The organism is Streptomyces sp. EDA2-14 (assembly GCF_054963755.1).
Map to the genome: position 1 here is coordinate 186,877 of NZ_JBUEGE010000013.1, position 17,602 is coordinate 204,478.

The following is a 17,602-nucleotide window of genomic DNA, read 5'->3' on the forward strand; positions in this document are numbered from 1 at the left end:
AACGGAATAACTTATGGGGATGAGCGCACCGTTGACGACACCCTCCACTTTTCTGGTCACCGGAGGCGCGGGCTTCGTCGGCTCGCACCTCACCGATGCGCTGCTCGCTCAGGGACACACCGTCGTCGTCCTCGACGACCTGTCCACGGGCGACCGCGCCAACCTCGCCGCCGCCTGGCCCAGCCCACGGCTCCGCTTCGTCCGCGGCTCGGCCCTCGACGCCCGGCTCGTCGCCGAGCTCGCGGGCCGCTGCGACGCGGTGGTCCACCTGGCCACCGGGGGTGCCCGCCCCGTCGCGGGCGCCGCGCACGAGCACGGCCGCCGCCTGCTTCTGGTCTCCGGCGGCGAGACCCACGACGAGGTGCACGGCACGGGCGTGACCGTGGCCCGCCTCCACCACACCGTCGGCCCCCGCCAGTCGCCCGCGCGCGGCGCCGTCGTGCCGCGCCTCGCCGAACAGGCGGTCGCGGGGCTGCCGCTCACCCTCCACGGCGACGGCACCCGGCGGCTCCGCTTCACGCACGTCGCCGACACCGTCGACGCGCTGCTGAGGCTGCTCGCCGAGCCCGCCGCGGCCGGCCGCGCCTTCGACGTCAGCGGGGAGCAGGAGACCGCCGTCGCCGATCTGGCGGGCGTCGTCGTGGAGCGCTCCGGCTCCCCGTCGCCGCTCCGCTTCCTCCCGTACGAGGAGGGCGCCTACGGCCCCGAGGGGCCCGTGCCCGACGCGGGGCCCCTGCGGGAGCTGACCGGATGGGTCGCCGGGCTCGGGCTGCTCGACATCGTGGACGCGGCCCTCGTCGACGCGGGCAGCGCCTTCGGCGTGGTCACGACCCCCGTGGGTGCGGCCGGGAGTACGGCCGCCACGGCAGAGGCCCGGTCGTGAGGATCGCGGTCGTGCACGGTTTCGGCGCCCCCGGCGGCGCCGACGAGGCCGTGCTCGACCAGGTCGCCGCGCTCACCCGCGCCGGACACGAGGTGCGCCTCGTCTCGGCGAACGGGCGCGGCCGTGACCCCCTCTCCGCGCTCCGCGCGTTCGGCCCCGACCTGGTGCACGTGCACCACCTGTTCCCCGCCCTCGGCCGCGCCTGGATCACCGGGTGGACGGGGCCCGTGGTCGCCACCCTGCGGCACGTCCCCCACCGCGGATCCCGGTTCGCCGCGCTCCAGTTCGCGTGGGCGGCGCGCGGTGGTCCGCGGCAGGATCCGCTGCTGCGGCGGGCCGACCGCCTCGTGGTCGGCTCGGAGGAGGGCAGGGACGCGTGCGTGCGCGCCGGGCTGCCCCGCGAACGCCTCGACGTGGTGCCCGACTTCGTACCCACCGTCGAACAGCCGCCGGTCGAGGCGGGGGACGCGTGGGTGTGCGTCGGGCGGCTCGCACCCGAGCCGGGCGCGCTCGAACTCCTGCGCCGCTGGCCCGCGGGTGAGCGGCTCGACATGGTCGGGGCGGGGCCCCTGGACGGACGGTGCCGGGCGGCGGCGCCGGCGTCGGTGCGGTGGTGCGGGGCCGTGGGGCGGGGAGCGCTGAGGCGGGCGCTTCCGGGGTACCGGGGCATCGTGCTGCCGGGGCGGGGAACCCGGCGTGCGGTGCCGCTCGTGTACGCGGAGGCGCTCGCGGCGGGGCTGCCGGTGCTGGCCCTGGACGCGGCGGGGGTGTCGGCGGTGCCGCGTGCCGTACGGTCCGAGGGCACCGGCACGGTCACCACCCTGGACGCGCACTTGCCGGACGCGCTCGACGTGGCCGCCAAGATCTTCCCGACGCTGCGCGAGCACTGCCGCGCGGTGTACGCGAAGCGGTACGGGGAAGCGGTCTGGACCGAGCGGACCGAGCGGGTCTACGCCTCGCTCGCAGCGTAATTTTCTCCACACCGTCCGATAAAAGCCCAGGTCAGAGAGGTGCTTCCAGTGGTCTGCCGATAAGGGCAGGATAAAACTTGAGTGAGCGGGACTCAGGTCTGTTGACGCCGAGGGGGAGGGTGTTGCAGTCTTGAGCCAGTTCCACTCAAGTAGGTAGCTGGAGGAATCGAAATGGCACGTGCGGTCGGCATCGACCTGGGCACGACTAACTCCGTCGTCAGCGTTCTGGAGGGCGGTGAGCCCACCGTCATCGCGAACGCCGAGGGCGCCAGGACCACGCCGTCCGTCGTCGCTTTCGCGAAGAACGGCGAGGTGCTGGTCGGCGAGGTCGCCAAGCGCCAGGCGGTCACGAACGTGGACCGGACCATCCGCTCGGTGAAGCGCCACATGGGCACCGACTGGAAGATCGACCTGGACGGGAAGGACTTCAACCCGCAGCAGATCTCCGCGTTCATCCTGCAGAAGCTGAAGCGCGACGCGGAGTCCTACCTCGGTGAGAAGGTCACGGACGCGGTCATCACCGTCCCGGCCTACTTCAACGACTCCGAGCGGCAGGCGACGAAGGAAGCCGGCGAGATCGCGGGCATGAACGTCCTGCGTATCGTCAACGAGCCGACGTCCGCGGCCCTGGCCTACGGCCTGGACAAGGACGACCAGACCATCCTGGTCTTCGACCTCGGTGGCGGCACCTTCGACGTCTCGCTCCTGGAGATCGGCGACGGCGTCGTCGAGGTGAAGGCCACGAACGGCGACAACCAGCTCGGCGGTGACGACTGGGACCAGCGCGTCGTCGACTACCTGGTCAAGCAGTTCAACAACGGCCACGGCGTGGACCTGGGCAAGGACAAGATGGCGCTCCAGCGCCTGCGCGAGGCCGCCGAGAAGGCGAAGATCGAGCTGTCCTCCTCCACGGAGACCACGATCAACCTGCCGTACATCACGGCGTCCGCCGAGGGCCCGCTGCACCTGGACGAGAAGCTCACGCGCGCCCAGTTCCAGCAGCTCACGTCCGACCTTCTGGAGCGCTGCAAGACGCCGTTCCACAACGTCATCAAGGACGCGGGCATCAACCTCTCCGAGATCGACCACGTCGTTCTCGTCGGTGGTTCGACCCGTATGCCCGCCGTCGCCGACCTGGTCAAGGAGCTGACCGACGGCAACGAGGCCAACAAGGGCGTGAACCCGGACGAGGTCGTCGCCATCGGCGCCGCCCTCCAGGCCGGTGTCCTCAAGGGCGAGGTCAAGGACGTCCTGCTCCTCGACGTGACCCCGCTGTCGCTTGGTATCGAGACCAAGGGCGGCATCATGACCAAGCTCATCGAGCGGAACACCACGATTCCGACGAAGCGCTCCGAGATCTTCACGACGGCCGAGGACAACCAGCCGTCGGTGCAGATCCAGGTCTACCAGGGCGAGCGCGAGATCGCGGCGTACAACAAGAAGCTCGGCATGTTCGAGCTGACCGGTCTGCCGCCGGCCCCGCGTGGCGTCCCGCAGGTCGAGGTCGCCTTCGACATCGACGCCAACGGCATCATGCACGTGACCGCGAAGGACCTCGGCACGGGCAAGGAGCAGAAGATGACCGTCACCGGTGGCTCCTCGCTGCCGAAGGACGAGGTCGACCGGATGCGCCAGGAGGCCGAGAAGTACGCGGACGAGGACCACGCCCGCCGCGAGGCCGCCGAGTCCCGCAACCAGGGCGAGCAGCTCGTCTACCAGACGGAGAAGTTCCTCAAGGACAACGAGGAGAAGGTTCCCGCCGAGGTCAAGACCGAGGTCGAGGAGGCCGTCACCGAGCTGAAGGAGAAGCTCAAGGGCGACGACTCGGCCGAGATCCGCACCGCGACCGAGAAGGTCGCCGCCGTCTCGCAGAAGCTGGGCCAGGCCATGTACGCCGACGCCCAGGGCGCGCAGGCCGCCGGTGACGCTCCGCAGGGCGACGCCCCGCAGGGTGACGCCAAGGCCGACGACGACGTCGTCGACGCCGAGATCGTCGACGAGGACAAGGACCGCAAGGACGGTGCCGCGTGACGGAAGAGACCCCGGGTTTCAGCGAGAGCGAGAAGCCTGAAGTCCCTTCCGGCGCCACCCCCGAGGACGCCGAGCCGCAGGCCGCCCCCTCCGACAAGGAGGGGGCGGCCCCGGCCGGGGACTCCACCGCTTCCGCTCAGTCCGCAGCAGATGTGGGCCTGACGGCGCAGCTGGACCAGGTGCGCACCGCGCTCAACGAGCGCACCGCGGACCTCCAGCGGCTCCAGGCCGAGTACCAGAACTACCGGCGCCGTGTGGAGCGGGACCGCGTCACGGTCAAGGAGATCGCCGTCGCGAACCTCCTGACCGAGCTGCTGCCCGTCCTCGACGACATCGGCCGTGCCCGTGAGCACGGCGAGCTCGTCGGCGGCTTCAAGTCGGTGGCCGAATCCCTGGAGACGGTCGCCGCGAAGATGGGCCTTCAGCAGTTCGGCAAGGAGGGCGAGCCCTTCGACCCGACCGTGCACGAGGCCCTGATGCACAGCTACGCGCCGGACGTCACCGAGACGACCTGCGTGGCGATCCTGCAGCCGGGTTACCGGATCGGCGAGCGCACCATCCGCCCCGCGCGGGTGGCCGTGGCCGAGCCGCAGCCGGGCGCGCAGGGCAAGTCCGACGAGTCGTCCGAGACCAAGGACGACGAGAAGGACACCGGTGGCCCGGACGAGGGCTGACGCAGGGCACGTACTGATCGAAGTGAGTGAGGAGGGACGTCGAGGCCGATGAGCACCAAGGACTTCATCGAGAAGGACTACTACAAGGTCCTCGGCGTCCCGAAGGACGCCACGGACGCCGAGATCAAGAAGGCGTACCGCAAGCTCGCCCGCGAGAACCACCCCGACGCCAACAAGGGCAACGACAAGGCGGAGGAGCGCTTCAAGGAGATCTCCGAGGCGAACGACATCCTCGGCGACCCCAAGAAGCGCAAGGAGTACGACGAGGCGCGCGCCCTGTTCGGCAGCGGCGGGTTCCGTCCGGGACCCGGCGGCGCCGGCAGCGGCGGATCGTTCAACTTCGACCTGGGCGACCTCTTCGGAGGCGGCCCCCAGGGGCAGGGCGGCGGTCCGGGCGGCTTCGGCGGTGGCATCGGCGACGTGTTCGGCGGCCTGTTCAACCGGGGCGGCGCGGGCGCGGGCACGCGTACGCAGCCGCGCCGTGGCCAGGACATCGAGTCCGAGGTGACGCTCAGCTTCACCGAGGCGGTGGACGGGGCCACGGTCCCGCTGCGCATGTCGTCCCAGGCCCCCTGCAAGGCGTGCTCCGGCACCGGCGACGCGAACGGCACGCCGCGGGTGTGCCCGACCTGCGTCGGTACAGGACAGGTCTCGCGGGGCGGCGGTGGCGGCTTCTCGCTCACCGACCCGTGCGTGGACTGCAAGGGCCGCGGCCTGATCGCCGAGACCCCCTGCGACACCTGCAAGGGCAGCGGCCGGGCGAAGTCCTCCCGCACCATGCAGGTGCGCATCCCCGCCGGTGTCTCCGACGGCCAGCGCATCCGCCTGCGCGGCAAGGGCGCACCCGGCGAGCGGGGCGGCCCCGCGGGCGACCTCTACGTCGTCGTGCACGTCGACGCCCACCCGGTCTTCGGCCGCAAGGGCGACAACCTCACGGTCACCGTCCCGGTGACCTTCACCGAGGCGTCGCTCGGCGGCGAGGTCAAGGTGCCCACGCTCGGCGGCCCCGCCGTCACCCTGAAGCTGCCCCCGGGCACGCCGAACGGGCGGACGATGCGGGCCCGCGGCAAGGGCGCCGTCCGCAAGGACGGCACGCGCGGAGACCTGCTGGTGACGGTCGAGGTGGCCGTCCCCCGGGAGCTTTCGGAGGATGCCCGTTCGGCCCTCGAGTCGTTCCGCAAGGCGACTGAGGACACCGACGTGCGGGCAGAACTGTTCAAGGCCGCGAAGGGAGCGTGAGTGTGATGGACGGGCAGCCGGGTCGTCGGCGCAGCAACCCGTACGAACTGACCGACGAAACGCCGGTGTACGTCATTTCGGTGGCGGCACAGCTGTCCGGCCTGCACCCGCAGACCCTGCGCCAGTACGACCGCCTCGGCCTGGTCTCGCCCGACCGCACGGCCGGGCGCGGCCGGCGCTACTCGGCCCGCGACATCGAACTGCTCCGTACGGTGCAGCAGTTGTCGCAGGCCGAAGGCATCAACCTGGCCGGCATCAAGCGCATCATCGAGCTGGAGAACCAGGTCACCGCGTTGCAGTCCAGAGTGGCCGAACTCTCCGCGGCAGTGGAGAGCGCGGCCTCCGCGATCCAGCAGCGAGAGGCGGCGGTGCACGCCTCGTACCGCCGGGACCTGGTCCCGTACCAGGAGGTCCAGCAGACGAGCGCGCTGGTGGTGTGGCGGCCGAAGCGGTCGTCGGAGCAGTAGCCCGCACTCACGCGTGAAGGGGCCCGGAGGTCACAAGACCTCCGGGCCCCTTCGTGTGCCCCACTTCGGGCGTCCTCATTTCCCCGCGGACTGCCACACCGCGATCACCAGCGCGGCGCACGAGGTGAGCGCCGCGAGGGAGGGCAGCGGCCAGCGGGAGCGTTCGAGGGCGTCGAGGCGGTCCTCGTGCTCGCCCAGCGTCTTGTCCGTCTGGTCGGCGCGCTGCAGCACCAGCGCCAGATTGCCCTGGGTGGCGGCGAATCCGACATCGACGGAGCGCCGCAGGCGTTCCAGTTCCAGGGCCACATCGACCTGTTCACCCACTCCTCCGTCTCCTCTCATGCGCGCGGCACGTGCAGCTTGTCCCAACTGGTGCGGCCGGGAACGCCGTCGGCGTCCGCGCCCGCATAGCCGAGCTTGCGCTGCCAGGCCGCGTACGAGGCCACGTCGGCCTCCGTCCACACCGGTCCGGGCCCGACCCGGTACCGGCCGCAGCCCTCCGCGACGAGCCGCCGCCCGACCGCCGTGATCAGCGCGCCGCGGCGGCCCGGCACGAAGAAGGCGGCGCCGGGGAACTCCGCGTACGGGGAGTGCGGGGCGGGAGTGGGCACGGGGCGGACGCCGAGCCGGGCGTCGATCCGGGTGCGCATGCCGCTCATCGAGAACGTCGGGTCGATCTTGCGCCGGGTCCACTCCTTGTGGCCGATGACGCTCGCCGCCGTCCAGCCGTGGGCGCGGCACAGGGCGGCGGCCAGCCGCTCGACGGCGGTGAGTTGGGGTGAGGGGTAGGGGTCCTGCCCGTTGCCGAGGTTCTCGATCTCGAAGCCGTAGAAATGGATGTTGCCGTCGACGGAGTCCGGCCCCGGTGGGGAGGGCAGGACGCGCTCGGCGCGTACGGCCGCGTACGTGGCGGCCGAGCCGGACCCCGCGTGGTTGGTGCGGCCGTAGCCGACCAGGTGGACGGTGCCGTCCTTCGCGACGAGGCCCGTGCAGAGCGGGCCCGGCAGCGTGGCGGTGCCGTCGCGGCAGAGGGTGAGGCTGTCGCGGCCTGCGGTGTGGTGCAGCATGACGCCGTTGACCGGACCCCACGCGCCCTTGTGATTGCGGTTGTGGGTCTGCCAGTTGGAGTGTTCGCGCACGCTCACGCCCTCGTCGCGCAGGGCGCGGGCGAAGGCGTGAGCGCTCAGGGGTGTTGCCACCGGTGCTCCTACGGGATCGGGTCGACGCGGATGAAGCGGGTGTCGAAGTACGACGTGCTCGAGGCGTTGCCGGAGCGGTAGGCGGGGGTCGCCGTGTGCGTCGTGCCGACGGTGAGGCCGGTGACGAGGAACTGGGCGGAGACCGAGCTGCGGCTGTTGAGCGACGACGCGGCGGAGCGGTTGTCGTCGGCGGCGAGGACGACGGTGTTGGACGCGTTGCGGATGTTGGCCGACATGTAGGACGAGTAGGCGGCGGACGACCTGATGTAGCTGCCCACCGTGACGATGACCTGGCCCGAGGCCGGGACGGTGAACGTCGCCGCCATCGGGTCGCCCGAGGCGTTGGCGAGGGTCTCGACGTACGAGGTCGACGTGGTGTCGCCGTCGTCGACGTTGACCCGGTACACCGGGACCGGGGCGAGTGGCACCCACGCGGAGCCGGTGTAGTACATCATCCGGCCGGGGCTGCCGATCCAGGCGATCATGCCGGCCACCGGGGCGGGCACCTTGGCGTCGCGGGTCGCGGTGTCGGGGAAGCGCATCACGAGGCGGGCGTCGGCGGCGTCGGCCAGGGCCTTGAGGTGGGCGGGCAGGTCGGCCGGGTCGGTGGCCTGCGGGTAGGGCAGCGAGCTGATCGGTGTGTACTGGGTGGTCACGGGGTGTCCTCCTGGGGCGGGACGGGATCGACGGTGACGGTCAACAGGGCATCGCCCGGTGACGGTTGCTCGACGGGGTCCGGCTCCTGGTACGCGGCGATCTCCTGGAGCAGGGCTTCCGGCGGTTCTACGGGGGTGGGGGCGTCCGGGGCGTCTGGCACGGTGCACTCCGTGGGGTGGACGGGTCGGGTGGGTGCGGGATCCGGGGCGTCAAGGTGTTGCGGCTCGGCGGACGTCCGACCACGTCGGGTTCGCCGAGCGCATGGCGGCCAGCGTCGCGTAGGACGTGGACACCGACGCGTACGTGCGGGACAGGTCCGGCGCCGGCGGGAGGGCCGGGGTGTCCGGGGCGAGGCCCGTGTCGGCCGGCACTCCGTTCGCCGCCACACCGCGCAGGCTGAGGGTCTGCTGAACCCCGCCACCCGCCGCCGCGGACGCGGTGATCCCGACGACCCACGCCAGCGTGTCGAGCGCCGCCCCGGACGTGTCGACGACCCGCACGACGTCACCGAGCTGGATCCGGGGGTCGTACAGGACCTGCACGTCCTCCAGGACCGGGACCGGCAGCTCACCGGCCGAGCGCATCGCCTGCGCCAGATCCTTCGCCGCGCCCAGGTCCTGCACCCACTCCGACTGGTCTCCGTAGAACTCCTGGCGCCCGTACCACTTCTCGCTGTCGCTGCCCGCGACGTACGAGACGGCCTGGCGCTCCACCGGATCACGGTCGGGCCGGATCGGCATGATCCGGATGGACGGCGCCCCCTTCTGGTCGACCGTGTAGAGCCGGGACGCCGTGCGGTTGGTCAGGCGCAGCACGATCACCCCGTTCTCCCGCCGCACCAGCGCGTCGACCGCCCCCTTCACGGCCGTGGTCCCCGCCGCGTTCTGCGTGGCGACCCGGAACGAGGAGCCGGCCGTGGCGACGGAGTCGTCGTCGGTGTCGGGCGGGCCGACGTCCAACTCGTCCTCACCGAAGATGTAGTTGACGGTGAGCGAGCCGCCCGCGGGGATCTCCCGCACCACCGAGTCCGTGATCACGTCCCCCGCGACGGTGCGCACCGCGCTCCAGTCCGCGGCGGGCTGCACGCAGTAGTTGCGGCAGGCGTCGATCTCCTCGGTGACCGTGAGCGCGGCGATGGACCGCACCGAGGTGAGCGTCAGATCCGGGCTGGTCGGCGTGGTCGCGAAGCGCGTGAAGTTGCGCCAGCGGAAGCGTCCGCGCTCGTCCAGCTCGGCCGTCGACATGCTCGCCTTGGCGATCTGCCCGATGGCCTCCCACTGCGAACCGGACACCTTGGGGATGGTGCGCAACGGCAGGATCGCGTCGTCCAGGTCGGCGGTCTTGTCCCAGGTCCCGGCCTGTGTGAACTCGGCGACGCCGGGAACGGCGGCGAGGCCGCTCGTGACCTGTACGCCTTCGGTCGCCATCGACGTGGTGAGCCTGATCTTGCGCAGCTCGGCGACGGGCTGCGGACCGTTCGCCGCGGTGAACGCGCCGACGCCGCCGACCCACGTGGTGCCGTCGGGCGCCGTGAGCAGCGGTGTGACCTGCGGCAGCGCCCGGCCACCGGTCGACGCGTACACATCGACGTACGCGCCGATGTGCCACACGCCGCGCTGCGCCTTCATCGCGGTGGCGTTCTGGCTCCAGGTGAGCCCGCCGCCCGGCACCGCCGCGTCGCTGCTCAGCGACCACGCCGTGACCGTGCCCTTGGTGAAGTCGAGCGCGAGGGACAGCGTGCCGTTCGCGGTCCCGGTGCGGTTCAGTTCCAGGTCGAGCCGGACGGTGGAGCCGATGCCGACGGCCGTGTTCACCCACGCCTCGGCGAGCAGCCTGCTGCCCGGCACGGTGACGCGGCTGCGGGGGAACCAGGAGGCCGTGACGCCGGTCTCGCCCGCCGGGAGCCCGCGCGGCACGAGGGCCATCTCGTGCGGGGCCCCGGTCCTCGCCCACGTGTAGTGCCGCGGGTCGGGGAGGTCCTCCGGCATGCCGTACGACGTCGCGAAGCCGCCGTGGAGGGTGGCGTGCACGAGGGTCAGCGGCGCGCCCGCGACGAACTGCGGGGCCCGCGCGGGCGGACTGGTCAGGAACCCGGCCTGGCGCAGCAGCTCGTCGACGCACCAGGTGGCGGTGGCGACGGGCCGCCCCCAGTACAACCCCGTGTAGGGGCGCGGGAGTTCGGCGGGCGAGCGGAGCCGCTCGGCGCCGTCGAGCGCGGTGAGCTGCACGGTGTCGGTGCCGGACGCGGCGGACCGGTTGCGCAGGGTGCCGCGGAACGACGGCAGAGTGCCACCGGCCCCGACTCCCGTCTCGTGGACGACACTCTGTCCGGGGCGGGCGAGGTCGCCGGTGGCCCGGTCGGCCCACGCCGAGTACAGCTCCGGCGCCAACTCGGCTCCACTGCCACCGAGCTGGAGCTGAAGCTGCGCCGACGAGCTCCCCGAGAACGCGCGCATCGCGGCCGGCAGATCGGTCGCGTACGAACGTTCCAGCTCCCAGGACTGCACCTGATCGCTGACATCCTGGCCGCCGAGCCGGGTGGTGTGCGTGGCGGTGCGCTCGCCGGTGCCGAGCGCGGCCTCCGTGGCCGGGTCAGCCTGTTGCACGGGACACCTCCACGAGTTCGAGGTTGATGCTGCGGTAGGGCAGCGGGAGGCCGGGGGTATCGGTGTACGTGGTCACGGCGAGCTGCGGGAGGCCGTCGCCGGGGACGGTGTGGGCGGCCCCGTCGGCGTACGAGAGGCAGGCCCCGGCCAGCGAGTACGTACCGGCCGTGCCGGGCATCGCGCAGGGCGTGGCGTAGACGGCCCCGGCGGGCACGGTCGCGGCGACGTACGGGCCGGTCGTGGAAGGCCCGGAGAGATAGCTCCCGTCGGCCTTCTTGAAGTCGATGTTCACGCCGACCGTCCCCAGCGCGGCCATGGCGCTCGGCGCGCGGAACGAGATGCGGGTGCCGGGCGCCACCGGGAAGTTGCCCTGCCACGGCACGCACCGCCAGGCGAGCTTGCTGGTCGCGTCGGCGGCGGTGAACGCGAAGGTGCCGGGCGCGGCCGCGACCTCGACGACGGTGCCGGTCGTCGACACCTTGAACCACTGGTCGAGCCCGCTGACGTCCCCGGCGCCCGCCACACCGCGCCCGGCGGCCTGGGCGGCGCCGAGCACGTTGCCGGCGACCGGGTCGATGAGGACGAGCGGGCCAGGACCGTCGATCCGCCGCGCCAGCCGGTCGAGCGCGCGGGCGTCGGCGGGCGGCAACCGGTCCCAGCTCAGCTTCGTACGGCGGGTGGTGGACGCGGTGCGGGTGACGGTGACGAGGCCGCCGAGGGACTTGAACTCGGCCACGCCGAGGTCGGCGCTGCGGTCGAAGGACGTGGTGGCCTGATCGATCTCGTAGAGGGATCCGGGAGCGCCGATCCACAGATTGCTGCCCACGATTCACACCCCTTTCAGTGTCTGTCGGGTCATCTGCCGTCAACGGCGGGCAAGTTGGCGCTGGCCCAGGAACACGGCGCGGGCGATGGTCTGCGAGTCGACCTGAATGTGTACGGGTCGGTCGGCGAGCTTCTCGACGGCTGCGGCGAGCCGTTCCACGGCCGCCCCGCCGCCCGGGTGGTGCCCGAGCATCGCGCTCAGCTTGGACAGCGGGATGACCGCCTCGTCCTCCCCGGCCTCACCGACGACGGCGAGCCGTCCGCCGGTCCGCGCGCCGATGACGCCACCTTCTGCGAGCGTCGGAATGTTCGGAATCCTCGGCAGATTGATCCCGAATTCCTTGCCGCCGACGACCGGCACCCAGCCCGGAATCTTCACGTGAATCTTGTTCAGACCGCCGATCATGGCGTTCATGCCGCCGATGTAGGCGCGGGGCAGGGCCGTGAAGGCGTTGATGATGCCCTTCATGACGGCCTTGATGGGCCCGGAGTGGGACTTGATGGCGCCGGATATGGCATTCCAGGCCCACTTCACGCCCTTGGCGAGGACCTTGGCGACCTTGTCCATGTTGATGAACTGACTGATGATCGGCGCGAGCAGGGTCATGATCAGCCCGAAGGCATTCGCCTTCATGGCGATGTTGAGCCCCTTCTGCGCCAGCGTCGCCCCCTTCAGTCCCTTCCCGAGCCCGGTCATCGACTTCCCGCCACCGGTGGCGGACTTGCCTGCCTTGCCGACGGACTTCTCTACGGCGTCGGACTGGCGCTTCACATTGCGTAGTGCGGTTTGGGACTTGGTGGCGGACGACCTGAGTTTGTCCAGGGACGACTTGAAACGGTCGGTGGACGTCTTGGACCTGCCGAGTGACGTGTTGGCCGAACGCACACCCGTGCCGAGCCTGTTGACGGCGCTCTGGCTCTGCGTGACAGATGTCTTGAGCCGCGTCACTGCCGTGCTCGCGCTGGTCGAACGGCTGCTGAGCCGGCTGATGCCGGTACTGGCGTTCGTGAGCGCCTGCTTGAGATTCATGGGCGATCACCTCCTTGCGGGACGGTTGTCCGGGTCATCCGAGAGCGACGGTCAGGGCGTCGACGCGAGCCTCAAGACGTTGCAGTTGAGTCGTGGAACCACTGAGATTTGGTGAGGCGCTGGCGCGTACTTGCTGGCGGGAGCGGGTGTCCGCCCTGGACGCCGTGGAGACTCGCCTTTCCAGGGCGTTGATGCGCACGTTGGAGTTGCCGATCTTCCTGTGGGCACTCGTGGTGAGGTCCTGGAGTCGGCCCATCCCTCTTTCCATGCGAACCAGCCGGTCCTTGGCCTGCTGGATTTCCTGATCTCGCCGGTTCATTTCCGCAGCGCTCAGCTTCTTCAGGAAACCGAGCTTTCCGCGTTCTATGCCCCATTTGGCGAACAGTCGTTCCACGGCTGGTTCCAGGCTGAAAAGTGCGGGTAGTTCGAATTTGGCAAAAACGTATGCGATGGAAAGTGTGACGATTTCTTCCTTGTGTTTCTCCCAGAGCTTGGGTGCCGTTTCGTTCTGTACCCACTGTTGAGTCGCAAGGTCACCCTTGCTGCCTTTGAGGGCTGCGGATTTAATGCTTGCCCGAAGTTCCTGGATTTCCTTGTCCAGTTGGGCGGGACTCTTCTCTGGCATTTCTCTCTACCTTTGTATGGTGTGCCTTGGTAGCATCTGCCCATGATTCCAGGGGTTGTATATAGGATTCTCCTTATTTGCGGCGGCGTGGGCGGAATAGCCTGGAGCATCACCCTCGCCCTGTCTCTTCTTGGTGAGTACCGGAGGAAAGTGACCCGAGATGTAGAGATCCTTGATTCCTTTGAGACACCGACCGGCACCTGCTACCAGTTTCGTGCGACCGGAGGGAAAGGGGCAGTTCCGCAGCCCGGCGGGGGAGGTGAATGGACAGGGGGTCGTCCGCGGAAATTTGATGGCCGGATCTTTGAAGTCGGGGAGCTTGTAGCCGTCGACTACGATCCGGAGTACGCGGTGTTCTTTTACCCTCCAGGGAAATATCCGCGTATGCGCGGATGGGGGATCCCGCTCACCTATCTGGTTCTCGGCGTGGCCGCCATTGTGATCGGAGCCGTAGCTCCCAGCTAATGGCTCTGGCGAAGATCTCAGCTGAAGAAGCGCCGCATCTCCTGTGGGGTGGGCAGTGCGTCCGGCGCCACCGTCGGCGTGTCCGTATCGGGCGGGGCCTGCTGACCGGGCCGTGGTACGGGGGTCGGGGGATCGAGCGGTTCGTTGTCCTCGTCACGATTGACGGTGGCGAACATCCAGTTGGCTTCCTGGAGTTGGTCCACGGCGTGCGCGAGCAGATAGTCGCTCACGGACCATTCGGCCGACTCGCCGTGCAGTTCCCGCGCGAGCGCGCTGTCGCGCGGCAGGTGCTCGACGAGCACCGCGAGCCGCCGCGAGGACAGCTCGCCGCGGTGCCAGTCCAGCAGGTCCACGCCGTAGTGGCGCAGCAGGTCGGCCTCGATGGCCCCGGCGTGCTCTTCGACGAGCTCGCCGAGGCTCAGCCTTCCCCCAGGCCGAGCCCGGTCTCCTTGCCGTACGCCTCCAGGATCGCGGCGATGTCCTGCATGGTGACGTCGTGCTGCTCGAAGCGGGCGAACTGCTGGTCGCCGAGGAGGAGTCGGAACAGGCCGTCGATGTCGTTGTCGTCGAGATCACGCAGCTTGCGGGCCATCGCGCGGCCCAGTTCCGTCGGCAACTCGAACGTGTCGTCGTCGAGTTGGAAGGACCAGGTGCGGCCGAGCGCCTCCAGGCGCTGGGCGCGGGCGGCGTTGACGTCGAAACCGGGCATGGGTGCGCTCCTTGGGTGAGATCAGCGGGATGGGCGCGGCCCGGCGCCCGCGCGGGGCGGGCGCCGGGCCGCGAAGAGGAGGGGCGGGGCCGTGCGGCCCCGGCCCCGGGCCCGGTTACACGTACGCGTCGTCCTTCATCAGCCACGTCGCCAGCGGCTGGGAGGTGTCGTCCTGGGCGAACGCCGTGAAGGTGACGCCGAGCTTCAGCGCACCGGTCCGCGTCATCGAGATCTCCTCGGTCTCGGTGACCTGGCCGCGCGGCACGAGCAGCCGGTAGACGACCGGCGACCCGCCCTTGCTGTCGGTGAACTCGAAGCCGAGCTGACGCTCGTCGGCCGACGGGTTGGAGGTCAGGTCGTACTTGAAGGTGCCCGCCTCCGCGCCGGTGGTGGCGACGGCGGCCGTCGACCCGCCGCCCATGAAGAACGGCAGCGTGGTCTTGTTGAACTGCATGAGCTGGAACTTCAGCGTCAGCTCGCGGTCGGAGTAGATGTAGCGCAGCGCGCTCACCGACTGCCAGCCGTCGACCTGGTCGATCTTGTCCTTCTTGGCCAGCTTCACGCCGTCGGTGGAGGTGTACCCCAGCTCGGTCCACCCGGTCGGCCAGGCCGCCTTGGTGTCGATGGGGCCGACGACGGCCGGACTGGCACCGTACGGGGCGACGAGCACCTTGCCGGTGCCGGCGACGCGGATCTGTGAGCTGGTGTTGGGAGAAGGCATGCGAACTCCTTGTACGTGACGGTGGGTTGAGGGGTGTGGTGGGCTACGCGGGGCTGATCGAAAGGCGCAGCGTCGTGAGGTACCGGCTGCTGGCCGGGCGGTTGTAGTCGGGCAGCCAGCGCGGCCCGTCCGCCTCGGCGACGTCGGTGACGAGCGCGGTGCCGTACGTCGTGCCCTCCAGTTCGACGGCGCAGGCGCGGGCGGCGAGCGAGATGCCGTGTGCGACCGTCTTGTCGGCCGCGTACACCTCCAGGTCGACCAGTGGGTGGTCGAGCGCCAGGTCGTCGACCCAGGCGCCGCCGGCCCTGGAGACCAGGACGGTCTTCTGGGTGCCGTCGAACCCGGCGGGCGGCCGGTTGTCGACGGTCACGCCCGACATTTCGGTGCGGTTCTTGAGGAAGTCGACGACGAGCATCTCGACGTCGGGAAAGTTCAGGACGGCCACATGGACGCTCCTTCGGATACGGGGAGTCGCGCGGCGTTCGCGCCCGGATCGCGACCGCGACGAGGGAATCCGGGCAACACAAAGCGGCAGGACCGCCGCCCGGTCTCCGGGCGCAGCTCTGCCGCTGCTTAAAGTGTGATCCGGGGCCCCGAATCCCGCAACTGGCCTGGTGGTGGCTGTGGTTGTGGCATGTGGAAGGGCCCGCCGACACAGGTCGACGGGCCCTTGTGGATCAGGGTGAAGTCACTTTCTTCTGCCGTGCGCGACCCGCTCGGCGGCGAACACGTCCTCGAGCCGGTACAGCGTCCGCCGGCCCTGCTTCCCGGCGGGCGGCAGGTGCCCGAGCTGGACCCACTTGCGGATGGTCGCGGGCGCGACGCCCGCCTCGGCGGCGGCCAGTTCGCCGGTCACGTACGTCATCCGACGCTCCCCTCGCCCTTCTCGTCCGCCTCGTCGAGTACGTGGCGGCAGGCCGGATTCACGCACATCACCACGGCCCGTTCCGGGAGTGCGCGCAGTGAGACCGAGTCGCAGGCGGGGCAGCGGCCTGGGATCCGTACGAGCTGCTCGGGGTCGCCGCTCGCGCGGGCGCAGCGGCCGGCCATCCGGCGGGTCTCGCTGATCACGTGCGCGTACAGGTCGGGTACGTCGGTGACCTGGTCGAGGAGTTCGGCGAGGCGCCGCAGCCGTACGGGGACGGGGGCGGGGGACGGGCGCGTGGGGCGCAGCCCGAGCCGTTCGCGGACCGCCTCCTCCAGTTCGACGACGCCGTCGGTGACGTCGCGCAGGGTGTCGGAGACGTAGAGCCGCAGCGGGGCTCGGCCGCCGTCGCGGCTTCCTCCGGAGGCGCCGGGGCGGGGTGTCCCGGCGGCGGGGGCCGGGGCCAACTCGGCGAGCAGCAGCGGGAATCGCTCGGCGAGGGTGCGCAGCCAGCGGAGGGCTTCGCGGGTGTCGTGGTCGGTACGGGTCATGGCCGGGGCTCGCTCTCCTCGCTGTGCTCGCTCGGTTCCTGGTGATCCTGTTCCTGGTGGTCGACCACGCGCCCGTTGCGCCACAGGCGTCCCGCGCAGACGCCGTCGAACCAGGTGTGGGCCGGGTCCACCACGGCCTCGCACTCCAGCCGGATCGGGCACTTGTTGCAGGCTCGCAACGTAGGGGCGGCCTCGGAAGGGCTCCGTGTAAAGACGTGATGCTGGGGTAGTTCGGCACAGGCGGCAGATCTGCGCCAGTCGAGTTCCTCGTCGTGACGGGTGAAAACCCTGGTCAGCAAGGAAATTGAAAGAATCATCGGGCTTGACACGTGCAGCGCCTCCCCACGTATGGGAATATTTGTTCGACACATGCGAACGCGTGACGACAGTGGCATGTTGCGTGCGCGTGCGCAAGTTGGTCCGATGTGTACGAGACACAGGGAGGGGTGGTCGTTCAGGGCACCAACTGGTCGCTCCGGGACGCCTGTTGTACAGATCCCCTGAACTGTGTGCGTGCGCGCACAGCTTTGATGCGCGCGCGCTCGGTACGCTGTGCCCCGCGACGAGGGGAGATCAGCGTCATGAGCGGTGGCTCGTGGGCACGAGCCCACATCGAGCGGGAACCGGAGCAAAGTCCGGTCGAGGGGTCTGACCAGGGGCCCGGCGGTGAACCGCCCGGCCTGGACGCCTTCGCGGCCTGGGTCGAGGGCCTGATGCGGAAGCGCGGCTACACCATCGACAGCCCGCGAGGTGGCGGAAAATCGCGGCTCGCGGACGATGCCGGGGTCCACCGGGCCGCCGTCGGCCGGCTGTTGAAGCGGCAGAGCATGCCGGATCTGGAGACCATGCGGCGGCTCGCGGTGGCCCTGGGTGTACCGGTTCGGGACATGTTGATCCGGTCGGGGCGGCTCACCGAGACGGACCTGCCGGTTGGCGAAAGCCCGCAAGGGAATGGAGAGGCCGACGGGGTGCGTCTGTCACCTGAGGAGGCGGCCCGACGCATGGGAGTGCCGCCGGAGTTGCGGGACACCTTCGTCCGGGTGGCGAAGCAGTTCCTGCCGGAAGGCGGCTGACTGGCTGGTCA

At 70.3% G+C, this 17,602-nt stretch carries 23 protein-coding genes; 8 read left to right on the forward strand and 15 right to left on the reverse strand.

The window, feature by feature from the left end:
• Window positions 1-19: 19 nt before the first annotated feature.
• The 6 genes from ACY34M_RS27690 (at window position 20) to ACY34M_RS27715 (ending at window position 6,265) form a co-directional block, all read left to right on the forward strand.
• On the forward strand, window positions 20-883 hold the full coding sequence (locus tag ACY34M_RS27690) for an NAD-dependent epimerase/dehydratase family protein (RefSeq protein ID WP_462722447.1): 864 nt from the start codon (window positions 20-22) through the stop codon (window positions 881-883).
• The gene (locus ACY34M_RS27695) at window positions 880-1,854 is read left to right on the forward strand and encodes a glycosyltransferase family 4 protein (protein WP_462722448.1); all 975 of its coding nucleotides are present in this window, start codon (window positions 880-882) and stop codon (window positions 1,852-1,854) included. Before ACY34M_RS27690 ends, ACY34M_RS27695 begins: the two co-directional genes overlap by 4 nt.
• A gap of 171 nt (window positions 1,855-2,025) precedes the next feature.
• Window positions 2,026-3,885, forward strand: coding sequence for a molecular chaperone DnaK (dnaK, locus tag ACY34M_RS27700; RefSeq protein WP_462722449.1), 1,860 nt, complete (start codon window positions 2,026-2,028; stop codon window positions 3,883-3,885).
• Entirely contained in the window at window positions 3,882-4,559 is a 678-nt protein-coding gene (grpE, locus tag ACY34M_RS27705; RefSeq protein WP_462722450.1) for a nucleotide exchange factor GrpE, read from the forward strand. The genes dnaK and grpE overlap by 4 nt, the downstream gene beginning before the upstream one ends.
• Window positions 4,560-4,607: 48 nt before the next feature.
• A complete protein-coding gene (dnaJ, locus tag ACY34M_RS27710; protein ID WP_462722451.1) occupies window positions 4,608-5,798 on the forward strand; it encodes a molecular chaperone DnaJ in 1,191 nt (396 codons plus the stop codon).
• A 5-nt stretch (window positions 5,799-5,803) separates the two neighbouring features.
• Window positions 5,804-6,265 (forward strand): heat shock protein transcriptional repressor HspR, encoded by a 462-nt coding sequence (locus ACY34M_RS27715; RefSeq protein WP_462722452.1) that lies wholly within the window; start codon window positions 5,804-5,806, stop codon window positions 6,263-6,265.
• A gap of 75 nt (window positions 6,266-6,340) precedes the next feature.
• On the opposite strand, the gene ACY34M_RS27720 is transcribed toward ACY34M_RS27715, so the two are convergent.
• The 8 genes from ACY34M_RS27720 to ACY34M_RS27755 are packed head-to-tail and all read right to left on the reverse strand — an operon-like array spanning window position 6,341 to window position 13,207.
• Window positions 6,341-6,589 carry a hypothetical protein gene (locus tag ACY34M_RS27720; RefSeq protein WP_462722453.1) on the reverse strand — a complete coding sequence of 83 codons (249 nt, stop codon included), beginning with the start codon at window positions 6,587-6,589 and terminating at the stop codon, window positions 6,341-6,343.
• Between the two features lie 14 nt (window positions 6,590-6,603).
• Window positions 6,604-7,464, reverse strand: a complete 861-nt coding sequence (locus tag ACY34M_RS27725; RefSeq protein WP_462722454.1) for a peptidoglycan-binding protein — start codon at window positions 7,462-7,464, stop codon at window positions 6,604-6,606.
• A gap of 8 nt (window positions 7,465-7,472) precedes the next feature.
• Window positions 7,473-8,120: a hypothetical protein gene (locus tag ACY34M_RS27730; RefSeq protein WP_462722455.1), complete on the reverse strand. Its 648-nt coding sequence runs from the start codon at window positions 8,118-8,120 to the stop codon at window positions 7,473-7,475.
• The gene (locus ACY34M_RS27735; protein WP_462722456.1) at window positions 8,117-8,281 is read right to left on the reverse strand and encodes a hypothetical protein; all 165 of its coding nucleotides are present in this window, start codon (window positions 8,279-8,281) and stop codon (window positions 8,117-8,119) included. Before ACY34M_RS27735 ends, ACY34M_RS27730 begins: the two co-directional genes overlap by 4 nt.
• A 49-nt stretch (window positions 8,282-8,330) precedes the next feature.
• Window positions 8,331-10,727: a hypothetical protein gene (locus ACY34M_RS27740; RefSeq protein ID WP_462722457.1), complete on the reverse strand. Its 2,397-nt coding sequence runs from the start codon at window positions 10,725-10,727 to the stop codon at window positions 8,331-8,333.
• Window positions 10,714-11,553, reverse strand: a complete 840-nt coding sequence (locus tag ACY34M_RS27745; protein ID WP_462722458.1) for a hypothetical protein — start codon at window positions 11,551-11,553, stop codon at window positions 10,714-10,716. Before ACY34M_RS27745 ends, ACY34M_RS27740 begins: the two co-directional genes overlap by 14 nt.
• Before the next feature lie 39 nt (window positions 11,554-11,592).
• Window positions 11,593-12,582 (reverse strand): hypothetical protein, encoded by a 990-nt coding sequence (locus ACY34M_RS27750; RefSeq protein ID WP_462722459.1) that lies wholly within the window; start codon window positions 12,580-12,582, stop codon window positions 11,593-11,595.
• Window positions 12,583-12,616: 34 nt separating this feature from the next.
• Entirely contained in the window at window positions 12,617-13,207 is a 591-nt protein-coding gene (locus ACY34M_RS27755) for a hypothetical protein (RefSeq protein WP_462722460.1), read from the reverse strand.
• A gap of 42 nt (window positions 13,208-13,249) precedes the next feature.
• Between ACY34M_RS27755 and ACY34M_RS27760 the strand changes: the two genes are divergently transcribed.
• Entirely contained in the window at window positions 13,250-13,672 is a 423-nt protein-coding gene (locus ACY34M_RS27760; RefSeq protein ID WP_462722461.1) for a hypothetical protein, read from the forward strand.
• 17 nt (window positions 13,673-13,689) lie between these two features.
• Here the strand turns inward: ACY34M_RS27760 and ACY34M_RS27765 are convergent, their stop codons facing one another.
• The 7 genes from ACY34M_RS27765 to ACY34M_RS27795 form a co-directional block, all read right to left on the reverse strand.
• Window positions 13,690-14,025: a hypothetical protein gene (locus ACY34M_RS27765; protein ID WP_462722462.1), complete on the reverse strand. Its 336-nt coding sequence runs from the start codon at window positions 14,023-14,025 to the stop codon at window positions 13,690-13,692.
• A gap of 65 nt (window positions 14,026-14,090) precedes the next feature.
• Complete coding sequence (locus tag ACY34M_RS27770) at window positions 14,091-14,381, reverse strand: hypothetical protein (protein WP_462722463.1); 291 nt, start codon at window positions 14,379-14,381, stop codon at window positions 14,091-14,093.
• Window positions 14,382-14,496: 115 nt separating this feature from the next.
• Window positions 14,497-15,102: a phage tail tube protein gene (locus tag ACY34M_RS27775; protein ID WP_462722464.1), complete on the reverse strand. Its 606-nt coding sequence runs from the start codon at window positions 15,100-15,102 to the stop codon at window positions 14,497-14,499.
• Between the two features lie 43 nt (window positions 15,103-15,145).
• Window positions 15,146-15,547: a hypothetical protein gene (locus tag ACY34M_RS27780; protein ID WP_462722465.1), complete on the reverse strand. Its 402-nt coding sequence runs from the start codon at window positions 15,545-15,547 to the stop codon at window positions 15,146-15,148.
• A 243-nt stretch (window positions 15,548-15,790) separates the two neighbouring features.
• Window positions 15,791-15,967 carry a helix-turn-helix domain-containing protein gene (locus ACY34M_RS27785; protein WP_462722466.1) on the reverse strand — a complete coding sequence of 59 codons (177 nt, stop codon included), beginning with the start codon at window positions 15,965-15,967 and terminating at the stop codon, window positions 15,791-15,793.
• Entirely contained in the window at window positions 15,964-16,518 is a 555-nt protein-coding gene (locus ACY34M_RS27790) for a hypothetical protein (protein WP_462722467.1), read from the reverse strand. Before ACY34M_RS27790 ends, ACY34M_RS27785 begins: the two co-directional genes overlap by 4 nt.
• Entirely contained in the window at window positions 16,515-16,652 is a 138-nt protein-coding gene (locus tag ACY34M_RS27795; protein ID WP_462722468.1) for a hypothetical protein, read from the reverse strand. The genes ACY34M_RS27790 and ACY34M_RS27795 overlap by 4 nt, the downstream gene beginning before the upstream one ends.
• A 579-nt stretch (window positions 16,653-17,231) precedes the next feature.
• Here ACY34M_RS27795 and ACY34M_RS27800 point away from each other — a divergent pair.
• Window positions 17,232-17,591 carry a helix-turn-helix transcriptional regulator gene (locus ACY34M_RS27800; RefSeq protein WP_462722501.1) on the forward strand — a complete coding sequence of 120 codons (360 nt, stop codon included), beginning with the start codon at window positions 17,232-17,234 and terminating at the stop codon, window positions 17,589-17,591.
• Window positions 17,592-17,602: the final 11 nt, after the last annotated feature.